8 protein-coding genes are annotated in these 15508 nt (G+C 34.5%); all 8 read right to left on the bottom strand.

Annotation, left to right across the window (positions count from 1 at the left end; translation table 11 throughout):
- Window positions 1-27 precede the first annotated feature (27 nt).
- The 8 genes from KO515_RS05610 to KO515_RS05575 all read right to left on the bottom strand — a co-directional run bounded on the left by KO515_RS05610 (window position 28) and on the right by KO515_RS05575 (window position 15466).
- Window positions 28-501 (bottom strand): nucleoside deaminase, encoded by a 474-nt coding sequence (locus tag KO515_RS05610; RefSeq protein WP_215935388.1) that lies wholly within the window; start codon window positions 499-501, stop codon window positions 28-30.
- Between the two features lie 157 nt (window positions 502-658).
- Entirely contained in the window at window positions 659-2899 is a 2241-nt protein-coding gene (locus KO515_RS05605) for a BamA/TamA family outer membrane protein (protein WP_215935559.1), read from the bottom strand.
- Between the two features lie 47 nt (window positions 2900-2946).
- Entirely contained in the window at window positions 2947-8028 is a 5082-nt protein-coding gene (locus KO515_RS05600) for a translocation/assembly module TamB domain-containing protein (RefSeq protein WP_215935387.1), read from the bottom strand.
- A 189-nt stretch (window positions 8029-8217) separates the two neighbouring features.
- Complete coding sequence (locus tag KO515_RS05595; protein WP_215935386.1) at window positions 8218-11175, bottom strand: DUF6493 family protein; 2958 nt, start codon at window positions 11173-11175, stop codon at window positions 8218-8220.
- 1 nt (window position 11176) lies between these two features.
- Window positions 11177-12523, bottom strand: coding sequence for an SWIM zinc finger family protein (locus tag KO515_RS05590; RefSeq protein ID WP_215935385.1), 1347 nt, complete (start codon window positions 12521-12523; stop codon window positions 11177-11179).
- A gap of 94 nt (window positions 12524-12617) precedes the next feature.
- Window positions 12618-13625: an alpha/beta fold hydrolase gene (locus tag KO515_RS05585; RefSeq protein ID WP_215935384.1), complete on the bottom strand. Its 1008-nt coding sequence runs from the start codon at window positions 13623-13625 to the stop codon at window positions 12618-12620.
- Between the two features lie 9 nt (window positions 13626-13634).
- On the bottom strand, window positions 13635-14087 hold the full coding sequence (locus KO515_RS05580; RefSeq protein WP_215935383.1) for an OsmC family protein: 453 nt from the start codon (window positions 14085-14087) through the stop codon (window positions 13635-13637).
- Window positions 14088-14167: 80 nt separating this feature from the next.
- Window positions 14168-15466 (bottom strand): O-acetylhomoserine aminocarboxypropyltransferase/cysteine synthase family protein, encoded by a 1299-nt coding sequence (locus KO515_RS05575; RefSeq protein ID WP_215935382.1) that lies wholly within the window; start codon window positions 15464-15466, stop codon window positions 14168-14170.
- Window positions 15467-15508 lie beyond the last annotated feature (42 nt).

Here is a 15508-nt window from a genome sequence, read left to right as displayed (position 1 = left end):
AATACTCGAACTGACGTAATAGGTTATTTAATATTCTGTTTTATCTAGTTTCTTAGTCCATTCCTGAAAAGGTTCTAAAGCCACTTCTCTCGCTAATTGCTCAAAAGGAATACTACGTTCTGAGTATGGTAATGGAATTTCTTTATAAATAAATTCGTCATCAAAGCCAATATTTGCAGCATCTACCTGATTACTACCGTAATACACTTTGTCTGGTCGTGCCCAATAAATAGCACCTAAGCACATTGGGCACGGTTCGCAAGAAGTATAAATTTCGCAACCGTCTAATTGAAAAGAATCTAAATTTTTACAAGCATCTCTGATGGCTGTAACTTCGGCATGTGCTGTTGGATCGTTGGTTGAGGTGACCTTGTTATTGCCGCGACCTACAATTTTTCCGTCTTTAACAACGACGCAACCAAAGGGGCCTCCTTCATTATTGTTCATTCCTTTAAGGGCAGCGTTAACCGCTTCTTTCATGAATTTTTCTTTATCTGTCATCTAAATGTGAATCTGTGTTTTTAAAATATGTGAATCAATAAATATATAATAATTTTAGGAATTAGGTGCGACCTTATTAAGCTTTTAGCTTGAAGTTTGAGATAAATGATAAAAAAAAGAAGATTTATGGTGTCAGCTTACGTGGGCTTGTCTCTATTTAGAACGAATACCCAATAGCAAAATTAAGTACAGGTTCATCATATTTAAAATCCCAGCGTTCACCTTTTGCTAGTGAAGGATCGTGAAATGGTGCTGCCAAATCAAAGCGAATTACGAAGCCTTGCACATCTATATGCAATCCAAATCCTGCTCCCATGCCTAATTCATTGATAAAGTTAGAGGTGAATTTATCTTCGCCATCAAACACTGAATTCGTTTTGGAGTTCCATACATTTCCAGCATCAGCGAATACCGCACCTTTGAAAAATGAAAATAACGGAAAACGATATTCTACATTGGCTTCGAGTCTAATGTTTCCGGTTTGATCAAAGTAGGTCACATCACTATCGTCATCGCTCTCATCGTCATAGGTGCCTGGTCCTAAAGAGCGTGTTTTAAAGGCTCTGACACTGTAAGGTCCTCCTGAAAAATATTGTTTTACATACGGAATGACATCCGAATTTCCATAAGGTAAACCATAACCAGCAAATAAACGCGTTGCTAGAGTTTGCGCTCGATCTTTACCGAAATTAAGATGGAATCTTAAATCGAGATCAGCTTTTGCATATTGCGCATATTCTAAGCCTAAAAACTCTTTAGGTTCACCAGATGTGGTTTCTTGTCCTAATAAGCTAATTGAATTACCTGCAACATCTAAGGTAGTATTTAGGTAAAATTGATTTGGGTCGTTAGCATCCACCATTTCGTTGTAGGTGAATGAAAAGGTCATTCCTGAAATAAATTGCTGGTCGAAACTTTGCTCCAAATATGAATTTTCTTCCAAAATAGCGTCAAATTCTGCTGTTGTATTTGAAAGTCTCGTATAGCTTACAGCAATAGGGTTAAATGCATATGTAATAAATCTATTGGCATTCCAAGAATAGCCGAATTGGCCATTTGCAGAGAGTAAGGTGTACAAGTCACTTCGACTTAAATAGTTAAGACCAACACTTGTTATTGTTTTTGGGATTGAATATTTAAAGAAATCTGTATTAATTTTGACAGGAAATAAAACGCGTGGAAAAATAAGTTCTGTCGTTAAGCCTAATTCTAAACTCGTATTTCCTGCATCATCACCACTTGAAAACTGAGATTCATAACCCACATTTGTGCTAATATTTAAGGTTTCTCCACCATTAAAAACATTACGATTACTATAAGTTAATGCTAAATGTGGTCCTGTATAATTATTAGATTTGGTAACGCCCTGTAATTCTGCACGAACAGCACGTTTAGTTAATGGTGATAAGAATATATTGGCTTCTAGTAGTCCTAAACTATCGGTTTCTAATGAATCAATTTCTTTATATTGAATGTTCACATATTTATAGGCTCCGATTTTTGAAAGTCGTCTTGCTGTATTTTTAGATTCGTCAGGACTATATAAATCGCCTTCCTTTAGTGTAACAAATTCATCAAGATATTTTAGTTTCATAAAAAGTGTATCTTGGATATAATTCTTGTTGTTGAATCGTTCGGGCGCTACGTGCGTTGAATCTTGTAAATCGTAATTTGAAAAGACGTTTATTGAAGAAATTTGGTAAGGAATGGTTGCCTTTTTAGGAACTTCAGCTTTTAATTTTAAAAATAAATCGAAACGCTTTTTATCATATTGCGTCGTGTCGGCTTCAAAAATGAAAAAATCTGAATTCAGATTATAATAGCCTTGTTGTTTTAGCTCTGTATCAATACGTTGACGTTCTAATTTCATATTAGACAAATCGAAACGCATATCATTTTGAAAAGGGGATTTGTCAGTTTCTTTTTTGACCGCTTCATAAAGTGGTGAAGGCATGGAGTCAATTTCAAAACGCTTCATTTTATAAGGTTCCGTGACATTTAGTTTGTAATTTATAGAGGCTTCAATCTCTTTCTCTTCAAAAGAAGATGTTGCAGTACTGTAGAAAAATCCTTTGTTTTCTAATCGGTTTCTTAAAACAGCTTCAACTTCAAACGGTTCTACGCTAGATTGATAAACGGGTTTTTCTCCAAGTTGTTTATAGAGCCATCTATTGAGAAATCCTGGGTTCTCTTTTTGGTTTTTGTAGTAATAATATAAACCCACATACATTCCTAAAAACTTAGAATTGGGTTCTGGTCTCAAAATGGTTTCTAATTCTGTTTTTAGTTCTTTTTCATTTTTTATGATAGAATCAGCTGCAATTTCAATGGTAGCACCTGTATATAAGCGTTCACCTTCAGGAATATGTTTTGTGATACTGCACGAGTATAGCACCATTCCGAATATGATAAAGGCAACGCTATGTCTTAAAGTTCTTTTCAAATTTAATTTGTTTTCTGTTCCATACTTTCGTCTGTAGCTTCTTGTTTTTCTTGAGTAACGTCCTCAGCTTCGGATGCTGCTTCTTTCTCTTTCTTAGAACGCAAAATAGCATCCCAAAGTTCGTTAAATTGGTTGAATTCTTTAGTAAATATTAAGCTAATACCACTGACTATGGTTTGGCCATCAATAACATTTTCAAATTCACTTTTTCTAAAGCCTTTGAGTCGGTATCTCCCATCTTCGGTTAAGGCGTATTCAAGACTTACATTACCAATGATAGGTGTTTCTTCATCAGTGCTGCTGCTACCTTGTATATCCACATCACTACCAACACTCACGGTTAATCTGTCGTTAAACAATTTTTTCTTTGCCGCAATTTCTAATTCTGTACGGTCTGTTGGTGAGTCGCCTTGATAATCTGTGTAGCTATTCAATCCAAAATCGAGTTCAATACCAGAACGGCCTAAAAGTTTGTCTGAAAAGGCATTAAGTTGATCAGAAACCGCATCATTTAAATTGTCTCTTGCTATCGTCGCAAAACCACCATCACTACCATCGCTGCCAGAATCTGGGTAGAACCGATTAAGGACTAATAATGAAAAGACTTGTCGATTCAGTTCGCCTTCTTGTTGGTTCACTTGTTGCACTCTACTATACACTTGTCCGCTTACTGCGCCTTGTTCTTCTTCTGGCATATCTAAGCCGAATGAAATTTTAGGCTGCAAAAGTTCACCGTCAATATTAAGATACACATTAAAGGGTAAAACTTCTTGGTATTTGCTTTTTACAGAAGAATCTGCACCAGAAATTTGAGAGGCCATCAGTCCATATGCTGAGGTTTCTAAGTTGTAAATAGCGCGTACATCAAGTTTAGCATCAAAAGGGTCACCAGACCAAGTAACACGACTACCTTGCGCAATTAAAAATTTTCGATTAACTAAATTGTAAAGATTGAGTTCGTAATGCCCTTCTGAAATTTCATAAGCACCAGTTAATGTAATTCTGCCGTTCGGTTTCATGGTGAAAACAAAATCGCCTTCACCCGAAATTTTAAAATTATCTCCAGTTTCTTCATCAATAATTATAGTCACTGCAGCATTTTTACCGACGTTAAATAAGGCTGAAATATCAAAGCCTTTTATTGTTGCCGTTTGTTCTTCTGTTTGGGTGAGAATAGCATCTCTATTTTCTCGATTTACAAATACAACCACGCCATCACGTTCTTCAACACTAGCAACAGAAGATGGTAACACGTAGGTGAAGTCTGTATCTGAACCTAATGTGAGTTTAGTGTCTAATTTTGGGATTTGTAAATCGCCAGTAAGTTTTGCATTAGCATCAAAAGTTACTTTGCCGTAAAATTCTTCGTTGTCTTCTTTAGTGGCATTTAAGACTTGAAAATTTTTAGTTTTTACTGTTAAATCGAATGTTGGATTGATAAAACTTTCGGTGCCAACGTTACCTGAAAGCACCAAGGCATTATCGTTTTCATCACGAATGGTAAAATCTTTCATAGAAAGCCCACTGTTGTTAATGTTCAGTTTTTCATTGGCCATACTAAACTTTGAGTTGAGTTTAGCGATGTTGAAACTTGCATTATTAAATGTGAGATACCCATCGTATTGTGGATCTGCAGTGGTGCCTGTTACTCTAAAAGCACCAGAGAAACTACCTTCAGAATTTTTAACTTCACCTTGAGATAAGGTGTTTAGCGCTTTTATTTTGAATTCATTGATGTCAAAATCAAGATCGAGATTCGCAATGTTGTTCGTCACTGTATAGTCGCCGGTGAGATCAAAATCAATATCACCTCCTTTTAAGCCGGCATTAAAAGCGTAACTATTTGTGCCAAGAGAATTCCCGTTAATGCTCAAAGTACCTAAATCCGTTTGAAGTGCGTAAAAATCTTTAATGCTTAAGTCGGCAATGATTCCTGCGTTTTCAAAAGGATCTTCAAGAACAAAATCACCATTTAATTTTCCAGTGGCTAATTCGGCTTTTGGACTTAAATAGTTGAAAAATTCATTGATGTCATAATTTTCAAATATAATAGCAATATGCTTCTTAGCGATGTTTTCTAATGTATCAGTGAGTTCTATAGATTGATTGTTCTTTGTAATCTTGAAGTCATTAAATTCCAAATTTTTCTCTGTTAGAATCACTTCATTGCCAGATGGGATGATCCATTTTTTTTTGTTGAGAATTAAGCTGTCAGGATTCACTGTAAATCGTAATTGATCTCGACTGCCTGTGATTTTAGTATTGACATTCATTAAGGTTTCTTCCTCGTGATAACCTGAGAAATTGAGGGCTAATTCATGATCCGTTTGTTTACCTGTGATCACCGTTTTCGGAACGTCTAAAGGACCAACATTCACATTATTAAAACCAAAATTAAAATTGAAATTTTCTGGGTCTGTATCCATTGAAAAGGCGAGACTATCTAAGGTGTTTCCACTATAATTAAGATGTGGTGCTGTGATATTTGCTTTGAAAATTCGTGCCTTTTCATTAAAATCTACGGCAAAGTCAATCGTATCCAAATCTTTTACATTGACCAAAAACACGTCGTTAAGTAAAGACGATTCAGCAATTTTGCCTTCAAGTTTTAAGTTTACAAAATCTGAAATGGTATCTGATACAGTTTCATCTCTATAAAAATAGCTTAATACATGCCTTTGTATCGCTTTGCTAAATGTTTGAGGATTGGCGTTAGACTGTAAATTTAAATCTATAATTTTATTTTGAAGCGATACAGATGTGGTGTCGTTATCTACATGGGCAACGGCATCTAAATCACCAATTAAATAAGTTCTATTGTCATACACAACAACACCATCGTTCATTTTTGCACTGGCGTCATAGCTGTCTCCATTACCTTTAAAACTGGCGTTAATATGCATTGCTGTTTTAACATTACGCTGCATTAAACCGAGTGCTTCTAAATTGGCACCAATAACATTGAGATCTACTTTGATTTCAGGATTTATAGAATCTAAAACGACATAAGCTTCTAAAGTTGCGTTGAGGTTATCGTCTTTATATGTTGAGTTAATGTTTCCTGCACCATTGACAATATCTCCGCTAATATTAAGATCTTTAATGTCATAGTTATTCAGTTGAAATTCAGAAATTTTCCCGTCTAAATTAGCATTAAGTGTGTTGATGGTATTACCATTGCCTTGCGATGTAATAGAAAGACTTAATGCTCCCAATTGTGGGTTGTTTAGTAATTCATTTAGCTTGTAATCGTCAATACTTATATCAGCGTTAAAAGCAATTGATTCTGCGTTTTTATAATTTCCATCAACAGTCGCGATTCCTTGTGTTGTGGTTAATTTAGCTTTAGTTGAAATGTCTTCAAGGTTCCCTTTAAATTGTGCAACAAACTTTACATCCTTCGGTAAGCTAACTCCCAAATCCTTTTCACTGACAAATTGAATTAAATCGGATCGTTTTGTAACTGCGGTAAATTGCGGAATATCAAAGACAAGTGTTTCGGTGTCTGTTATATTTTGAAGTGTTCCGTTGGTGGAAATTTGTGTTGAATTTCCCCAATTAAGTTCGGCTTTATTTAATTTTATTGAAGCTAAAGTTCCTGAAGCATTCAGACTTCCTAAAACTAATTTTTTGCTTAATTTATTGAGGTATTCGTTATTTTTTAAATCGGGTTGAAATTTGAATATCTCTGTTAGTGAAAGCTGAAACGACGGTAAATTTAAGTTGACTTTAGTGGTTTCAGGCGCGTCTATTAATTTTGAAAGTGATTGATACTCTAAGTGTGCATAACCTGAAATTGAATTATTATTTAATTTAAATTTCAAATCGTCTAAACGCATGTTTTGGTCTGTTGCGTTGAAATTGACAGCCAATTGATTTAGGTTTAATCCTGAAGCTTCATTAAAATTAAGCTGCTCTAAATTTAGGCTTGCGTTTTTATCTTTTAATAAAATGTCCTTCGCTTGAAGTGTGAAATTTGACAGTGCAATCGCATCAGGATTGAATACGTCCTTTGTCGGTTTTGCATTGCCTACACGATAATCGATAGTGTTGTTTTCAAAATCAATTGCCGCAACATTAACATTTAGTTGAGGCCATTCAAAACTATTGTTATTTGTTTTTGAATCTTCAGTAACGTCTTTAATTTTTGGAGCTAAACCATTCATTTCAGCTTCGGTTGTTAAGCTAATTCTTGAGTTTTTAAGCGTAATTTTCTTAAGACTGAAATCACTATCTGCTAAATTTATATTTGGGGATTGTGTTTCAAATTCTGAAATATCGACATCTGCAATCAGGCGATCGGGTTGCGATTCATAATAAGCAACCACATTATTGAGCGCTATGTTTTCGAAAACTAATTTTGGTAATGGAGCGTCAGAGGATGTGGTGTCAATGGCAGCAGGCTTTTGTATGAATTTAATGTTAGCATTATTCAACTCAATATCTGAAGCCTCAAAAATCATGTCCTCAATATTGGTGGTTTCCATATCGGCTTTCAGTTCGCCAATTTTAAATCTAGAATCGATTCCGGCTACAGCATCATCAAAAACAATATCGAAATTATTGAAATTTAAGTTGCCAATAACGAGGTTTAATGGAGTAGAGGTGGTGTCTGTTTTTACGGTTGTCGTGTCAGTTGAGGCAAAAGCATCAATTAAGAACTGAAAATTATAACCTGTAATACTATCTTTTCTAATAATATTGGCACGTAAACCATCCCAATCTAAAGCGTCTACACCGACACCTTCTCCGCGTATCATTTTCCATAATGGAATGTTGGCCTCGAGTGATTTAGAATAGACTAAAGTGTCACCTTTAATGTCTTCGAGATACAGGCCATCGAGTTGCACATCACCATCAAATGTGATAAAAAGTTTTTCTATGGCAACTTTAGTTCCTGTTTTATCAGCGACGAAACTGACGGCTTTATCAACGATAATAGATTGTCCCCAAGGACTGCGAACAAAAAGAATCACCAAAAATAAAAACACAAGAATGCCTAACAGAACGCGTAATGTTCTGCGAAGCCAACGAAACTTTCGTTTTCCTGGTATTTGGGGTGCTGTGTCTTCTGTCTTATTCAATACGTAAAAATATACGAGTAAAAGTATTACAATTGTCGTTATTGCTAAGAATATTAACGCTCACACGTTTATTTTTAACTAAAATTGAAGGTTTAATAAAGCTAATGTATATTTATGTAATTGTGTTAATTAGCTGATTGTCATTGGTGTAATTAGGTTTGTGTAAATATTTGGTGTGTTTTACCCCACTTATTTAATATCTAATATTTTTTTAATCACTGGCTTTACGGAAGCTACGTTTTGCCATTTAAGTAATTTTTCTTTAGTTGAATCTTCAAGTTTAGCTGCATTAGAGCTGTGCTTAAGTTCTAGTAAAATCTCTAATAATTTTTTACTGCCACGAATAGGAATGTCATTCATTTCTTTAACAGCAGAACTTAAAAGTTGAAACAAAAAGTCATTATGTGTTTTAGAAATATTAAATAAATTATTAGTTAATAAATCCGTGAATCTTTTTAATGGAGCGTATTCGCCAGCTTCTAATCGTCCGATAAAACTTCCTAATAAATTATTATCTAATGTGGTTTCGTAATTGGCTTTAATCCAAATTTCGGCCGCCAATTCTCGCGATATTTTATCACTATATAAAAGACCTGTAGCTAAAAATAAATAGGCACCTTCATTATAATCCGGCCGATTCCAAATGTTATATAGGCCTTTGAGCAGATTAATCATGTTTTTTTTGCTCGATTCATCCCAAAACGTTGATTCTTTTAAGTTGTAATGCACCACCTGACTTAATAACATACTTGGGTTATTTGGTGATAAATACAAGAATTTGATATCGTCATGAGGCTGAATGGTCGTATAATATTTCTGTTTTTTGAAATACATAAAACCGTAAATGCTTTTTATTTTGACGGTGTTTTTATTGAACTTAAATATGCCCTTTAGATTATCTAACAGTGATTCAGGTCCTTTTTTATGAACATGAAAATCATGAAGTTTTAACTCTTTCTTTATGGTTTTCTTTCGGATTTGTTTTTGCGAAGGGTAATCGTATTCCAAGTAATAATGATCTCTTAGTTTACAATCCCAAGTGTAATTCCCTATCTCTTTTCTTAGATTGGTTGAAAGCTTATTCTGAAAATAATCGAGTTCATGTTTATTGTTTTTTATGAGTACAGATTGTAACCATAATTCAGGTTGAGTGAGTTTAACATCTTCAAGTTTAATGAAATTAAAATGGTATTTGAGTACTTGTCTAAGTTCAAAATCTGTGATGAGTTCAATCTGATTTGAAATATTTTCAGGATTATAATTAAATGGTAATCTACTTATGGCTATTTGAAAATCATAAAGGATAATGGTTTCGCTCTGTTTTTCGTAAGCTACTATTCGTTGAATTAATGTTGTTGGGTCTATCCAACAAGGTGCATGTGTGGGTTTAGAAAGTAAATCTAAAGTTGCATTTTTTTGAATAAACGATTTAGATTGTATAAACAACGCATGGTGAATTTGATAAATGTAATCCGGAATGCTTTGCTGTTCTATAGGTTTTAAATTTTCCTTATGGTGACTAGAGTAGAATTTATCATCCTTAAGTTTTTGAATTTTAGATTGCTTTTTCTTTTTAAAACTGGCAAGTTCAATGGGGAATCGTTTTATCAGAATTTCAGAAAAATCATTGATATAATAGGCAGCCTCATGTTCTAGATTTCCTATTTGGCTATTCCAATCATAACTTAAAGACAAATCTAAAGCGCGTTTAAAAATCGGTTCTAGTTTTTCAATATTAGTTTTGTTTAAAAGTACATTGAGTTTTGGTAAATAACTTAGTAATAAGTCGATGTGATAGACCTCGTTATTATCAATGGCCTGACTCACAAAAAAGATGAGCTCGTCTAGCGTGTTATAGGTTTCAATTTTGTTGTTGTCAGCTAAAACGTTAGTGAGTTCTATGGTTTCAGGTTCCTCTATATAGCCGTTTTGTTCTGTTTCAGCAACGAGGTAATCTTTTAGTAAGTCTTTAGAATTATGCAATAAATTATCTGCATACATGCTAATTTCATCTACTAATTCGTCATTCTTAGGCTTGCCATATTTTTCAATAATTTTAGCTGCTCTTATCTGTATTTTTTCATCGACATTTATTAAAGCTTCTGTGGCTTTTAAGCACACTGGATTTTGCAACGTTTTATGAGTTTTTGCAATTTTATCTAAAATCATTAATGTGGAAGTTACCACTGATTTTGTTTCAGAATTTAAAAGTATTGATGCATTTTCTATGAAAACGGTATGCTTAAAATTTTTGTGAGTTGCGGCAACTTTAAAATATTTTAAAACGGAATTAGCCACTTTAGAATGTGGCGAGTTCAGTGCCGCAAAAAAGGCATGTTGTAAACTTAGAATTTCCTCTAAAGTTGGATTTAGTTTTAATAATAATTCCGCAAACCAGCCGCTTAATGTTTTATTAAATCCTTTTGTTGAGGTGTGTAGTGTGGCTGTTAAGACTTTGCTTCTATCAAGCTTTTCGGTTGCTGTTAAATTTACAAACGTGTCAATCCAAATGTCATTGCCTCCTTTGTAATTATCTAAGTGTAAATAATTGTAATAGTTATTGATTCCAGATGCTTCTTCAAATAAAAACCAGATATGTTGGTCTAAAGTTGTTTTGTGTTTTAGTAAAACTTCAGGTTTGTAAATACTTTTGTTAACGTTGTTTTTCCATGAGCTTTCAACGATGGCATTAGGCAATCTGGCTAATATCAGAGCTTGTGAAGGTTCAAATAATTCCTTTTGGGCTAAATCCATGAGTTTTTCATAAGTTAAATCCCAAGGCATTTCTTCATTTATTAAATCACCAAACCATTTGGGTTTATACCAAGGAATGATATTCTCGAGATAATCGTTACTTATAGAAAGTCTACTCACCTGAAAAAATGCTTTTTTAGTGTCTGTTTTGTTGAAACACACATAGCAAGCTTTATCTACAATATCCATTTTAGCTTGTGAATGCACGGGCTTTGATGAATAAGATACTCCCCATTTTGTCTTATCATGAATATCATAACGCTCAAATATTTTCGTTCTCAATGTTTTGAGAAAGGGGACAAGTTCTCGTTTTTGAGTTGGTGTTAAGGTTTTTAAAAGCGGAATTATATCTCCTTCTTTTTTTACAATAGCTTCAATTTGTTGGCTTAGCATACTAGTTGTCTTTTGCTTTTTTCTTTACGGCTAAAATATGTTTGCAAGCTCCACGCTCGCCTTGATTTTTACTAAACCATGTACACGTACATTTTTGTGTATCTCCTTTTATGATAACATAATGTTGAACCCCAGAACCTTCAACTTTGGCTTCAATTTCATTGTCTTTTTTTAAGATAATTTCAACTTTGCCCTCTAAAAGTAATTTTTCAGCACCTTTAAGTCGTGGGTTTAAAGACATAATTCTATCTAATTTAAAAGGTAGTCGTCGGTAAAAGAAACCGTTATTTTCTAAATCGTAACCTAGTAATCCCATGGCTGATAGTTTGGTTGCTAGCTTATCGATTTTAGACACATCAATATGTTCTTCAAAAGACATCAAGGTAGGATTGAAGGTTTGATTTGTATAAGAATAATTGTCGAAAGCTTTAATTAAATTTTCAGGAAGATCTTCTATTAAAGATTCTAAAGCAGCACCTTCTCCAGAAAAACCACGCCAAAAATCTCTTGAAATTGAAAACACAAAATTTAAGTCGTTAAAACACAATATGAAAGTTACCGATTGCATATCCTTTTGAGGATAGATTCTCATCTCATTAATTAAAGGAATTAAAGGCTGTAATAATTTTAAACGATGAATACCTCCAATGCAAACGGCAGAATTCGATTTTAAAGGGCTGAACAAGTATTTGTTGCCGCGTTTGATTAAAAAATAATCGGTTTTAACTTTGCCGTTAGGAATGGTTTTAAATAATTGAAGTGCCTGAATTCTATTTAAGGTGAGCGCATAATCTGATTCTGAAAAATAATGTTGAACGGTTGTTAATCCTTTAATCCATTTGCTTGGTAAAGGTACTTTGCGCTCTATAAAACTGTCTCCTTCTTTATGAAAACCGACTTCTTTTTCTCCAACAGATAAAACGAGGTCGTCGTTCTTTTTTATTTTTCCTAATTCGGAAATTAATGGAGTATTGAAATCTACGTTGGTAGTTCCGTTTTCTATAAACTCACCATCTTGTCCGTTTTCTAAAACATCAACTCTAGCATAGACACCAGCACAATGCGAAAAACCTTCGAACCGAATTTGATTGTTTCCTGCTGTGACAATTGGATCTTTCAATAATGCCAATTGAAATGGAGACAGATTAAAACTGGATTGTACGGTATTGGAAAGCGTGATTAAACAGCGCGATAATTCGTAAGGGTTATTCAGTTTTCCCCAGAAAAAACAAGGTGAATTGCCTTTTTCTACTTCGTTAAACTTTGAGAGTAATAAATTTTCTTTTCCTTTTGTAGATGTTATGCTCGATTGGGAATTGTATTTATAACTTAAAGTCTCTGAAGCCATGTTTTTGTTTTAAATATACTAAAAATACATGGTCTAAAAATTAAAAAAGCCAAACGTGTCGTTCGGCTTTTTATTAAAAAACAGTAGAGTTGGTTTAGGCAACTTGCTGTTCTAGCTTTTCTTTTTCTTTTAATTGCGTTGAAAAAATAGGTTTTAAGAAACGTGCCAATTGATCAAATTCTATTAAGAAAGCATCGTGCCCGTGAACGGATTTAATTTCGTGAATATGCACGTTATCTTTAACACTTTTTAGGTCCACATAAGTATTCCAATTTTCATCAGCTTTAAAAAACAAGTCCGAATTAATCGTGATGATGTGGATATCGCTTTCAATTTTTGAAGCCACTTCTAAAAATTCAGTTCTATCTTTTGTAATATCTATAGTTCGCAAAATCTGATTCATCAGTTTGTAAGCGGCCACTTGAAAACGATTTTCGAGTGCCGTGCCGTGATAATTCAACCAAGACTCTATATTAAAAAGTGATTCGTTTTTCTTGGTGCGTTCAAACTTCTGAGTTAAGGATTCAGGTGTGCGATACAAGGTCATAGCATGCATCCTCGCATCTTTTAATGGTTGTGAGGAATTGTTTAAAATAGCATCTTGGATATGGCAATTTGCAATCACCCAATCTGTTGATTTCCAGTCGGTCGCAATAGGAATTAAATGTTGAATTAACTTAGGCTTTAAAGCTGCTAATTCCCATGCAATACCACCACCAACAGAACCTCCTATGACGGCAAATAAATTTTTAATTTCTAATTGGTCTATGGCTAAAGCAAATAATTGTGCTATGTCTCTTGCCGTAAAATCTTTATAATTATCAATGATATTATCCGCAACATTATCGTAGCCATTACCAAGGATATTGAATGCTAAAATAGTGTATTCATTTGTGTTTATGCATTTGTCTTCACCTATAATATCATTCCACCAGCCGTTGTCTCCAATCACGTTGGAATTTCCTGTAAGGGCGTGGTTGACTAAAATTATGGGAGCAGAATGTAGTGCTTTACCAAAAGTTTGGTAAGACAATTTAGGGAGTATTGTCTTACCGCTTTCAGTAACATAATTACGTAGGGTTATGTAGTGTAAGTGTGCCATTACAAATTTTTATATAGCCGTATATTCTTTTTCTACGGAAATTTTTAAAGGGGTTATATTCTGTAAATTATCTTTTACAGGACAGCGTTCTTCTACAATTTGAAGCCATTTTGTTAAGACTTCAATACTGGCATCGGTCTCTGGAACGAGGTTGAGGTTAATTGTTTTAAAACCTGCACGTTCTTTGTTAGAGGTGCCTAAGAACCGATCCGGATTTAATTCACCCGTCACCTCGATTTTTAAATTTTTAATTGTGAAGCCTAATTCTTTAGCTACCAAATGCCCGACAACATTAGCGCAACCGGCAAAACCTGCTAAAATATATTCCACAGGGTTGGCATCTGTATCTGTGCCTCCTAAAGCTTCAGGTTCGTCTACGACTAAAGTAAATTGCCTTGTTTTTCCTATAAATTGAGTTGCAGAAGCACTGTCTCCTACAACAGAGAATTTTAAATCACTCATTGTTTCGTCTGTTTTAGTTTTTGAAAATTTAAAGTAGACACCTTCGTTACAAAGGCATCTACTTCGCTATTAATCTAAATTTAATTTTGAAGGGCTTTCTTCTGTTTTACAACAGCAAAAGCTTCTTTTAAATCATCTTTTAAATCTTCAATATTTTCAATACCTACAGATAAACGAATTAAATCTTTAGTAACACCTGTGGTTTCTTGCGCGTCATCACTTAATTGTTGATGCGTAGTACTTGCAGGATGTATGATAAGAGATTTTGTGTCTCCAATATTAGCTAACAATGAGAATAATTTGGTAGTGTCTGCAATAGTTTTAGCCGCTTCGTAGCCACCATCAACTCCAAATGTCACCACACCACTTTGACCTTTTGGTAAATATTTTTTAGCCAAACTATGGTATGGGCTAGATTCTAATCCTGGGTAATTCACCCATTTGACTTCGGGTTGTGCCTGTAGCCATGTTGCTAATTCTAGTGCATTTTGACTATGCTTTTGAATACGTAATTCTAAAGTTTCTAAACCTTGAATAATCTGAAACGCATTAAATGGACTCAGCGCTCCACCATAATCTCGTAAACCTTCAATTCTGATTTTTGCTATAAATGCAGCAGCTCCAATAACTTCACTATACACTAAACCATGATAACCTGCAGATGGTTCGGTGAACTCAGGGAATTTACCATTAGTCCAATCAAATGTTCCAGCATCAATAATGATACCGCCAAGCGATGTGCCGTTTCCGGTGATGTATTTGGTTAAGGAATGGATAACGATGTTTGCGCCATATTCTATTGGGTTTAATAAGTATGGAGTGGCAACGGTATTATCGACTATTAATGGCACTTTATGAGCTTTAGCTCCTGCTGAAATCGCTTTAAGATCTAAAACGTCTAACTTCGGATTCCCTAAAGATTCTACAAAAAAGGCTCTCGTATTTTCTTGTGCTGCTTTTGCGAATGCTTCAGGATCGGAAGCGTCAACAAACGTTGTGGTAATACCATGTCTTGGTAGTGTAACGCTCAATAAATTGTAAGTTCCGCCATACAAACTACTCGATGCAACAATGTGATCACCAGCTCTTAAAAGCGTTAGTAATGTTGTTGAAATCGCAGCGGTTCCAGAAGCGGTTGCTACTGCAGCAATCCCTCCTTCTAATGCGGCTAAACGTTGTTCTAAAATGTCGTTTGTTGGATTGTTTAAACGTGTGTAAATAAATCCAGGAACTGATAAGTTGAATCGTCCTGCGGCATCATCAGAGTCATCAAAAACGTATGATGATGTTTGGTAAATAGGAACAGCTCTTGTTCCTGCTGTTTGATTGGTGTCGTGACCTGCGTGCAACGCTTGTGTTGCGAATTTTTGTGTACTCATTTTTCTAAGTTTTTGAGTTAATAAATGAGTGCTATTTGTTAA

It is taken from the genome of Winogradskyella psychrotolerans (genome assembly GCF_018860545.1).
In the GTDB taxonomy this organism is placed as follows: domain Bacteria; phylum Bacteroidota; class Bacteroidia; order Flavobacteriales; family Flavobacteriaceae; genus Winogradskyella; species Winogradskyella psychrotolerans_A.
Note: the sequence above shows the minus strand (reverse complement) of the source record. Positions and strands in the feature narration are given on the sequence as shown.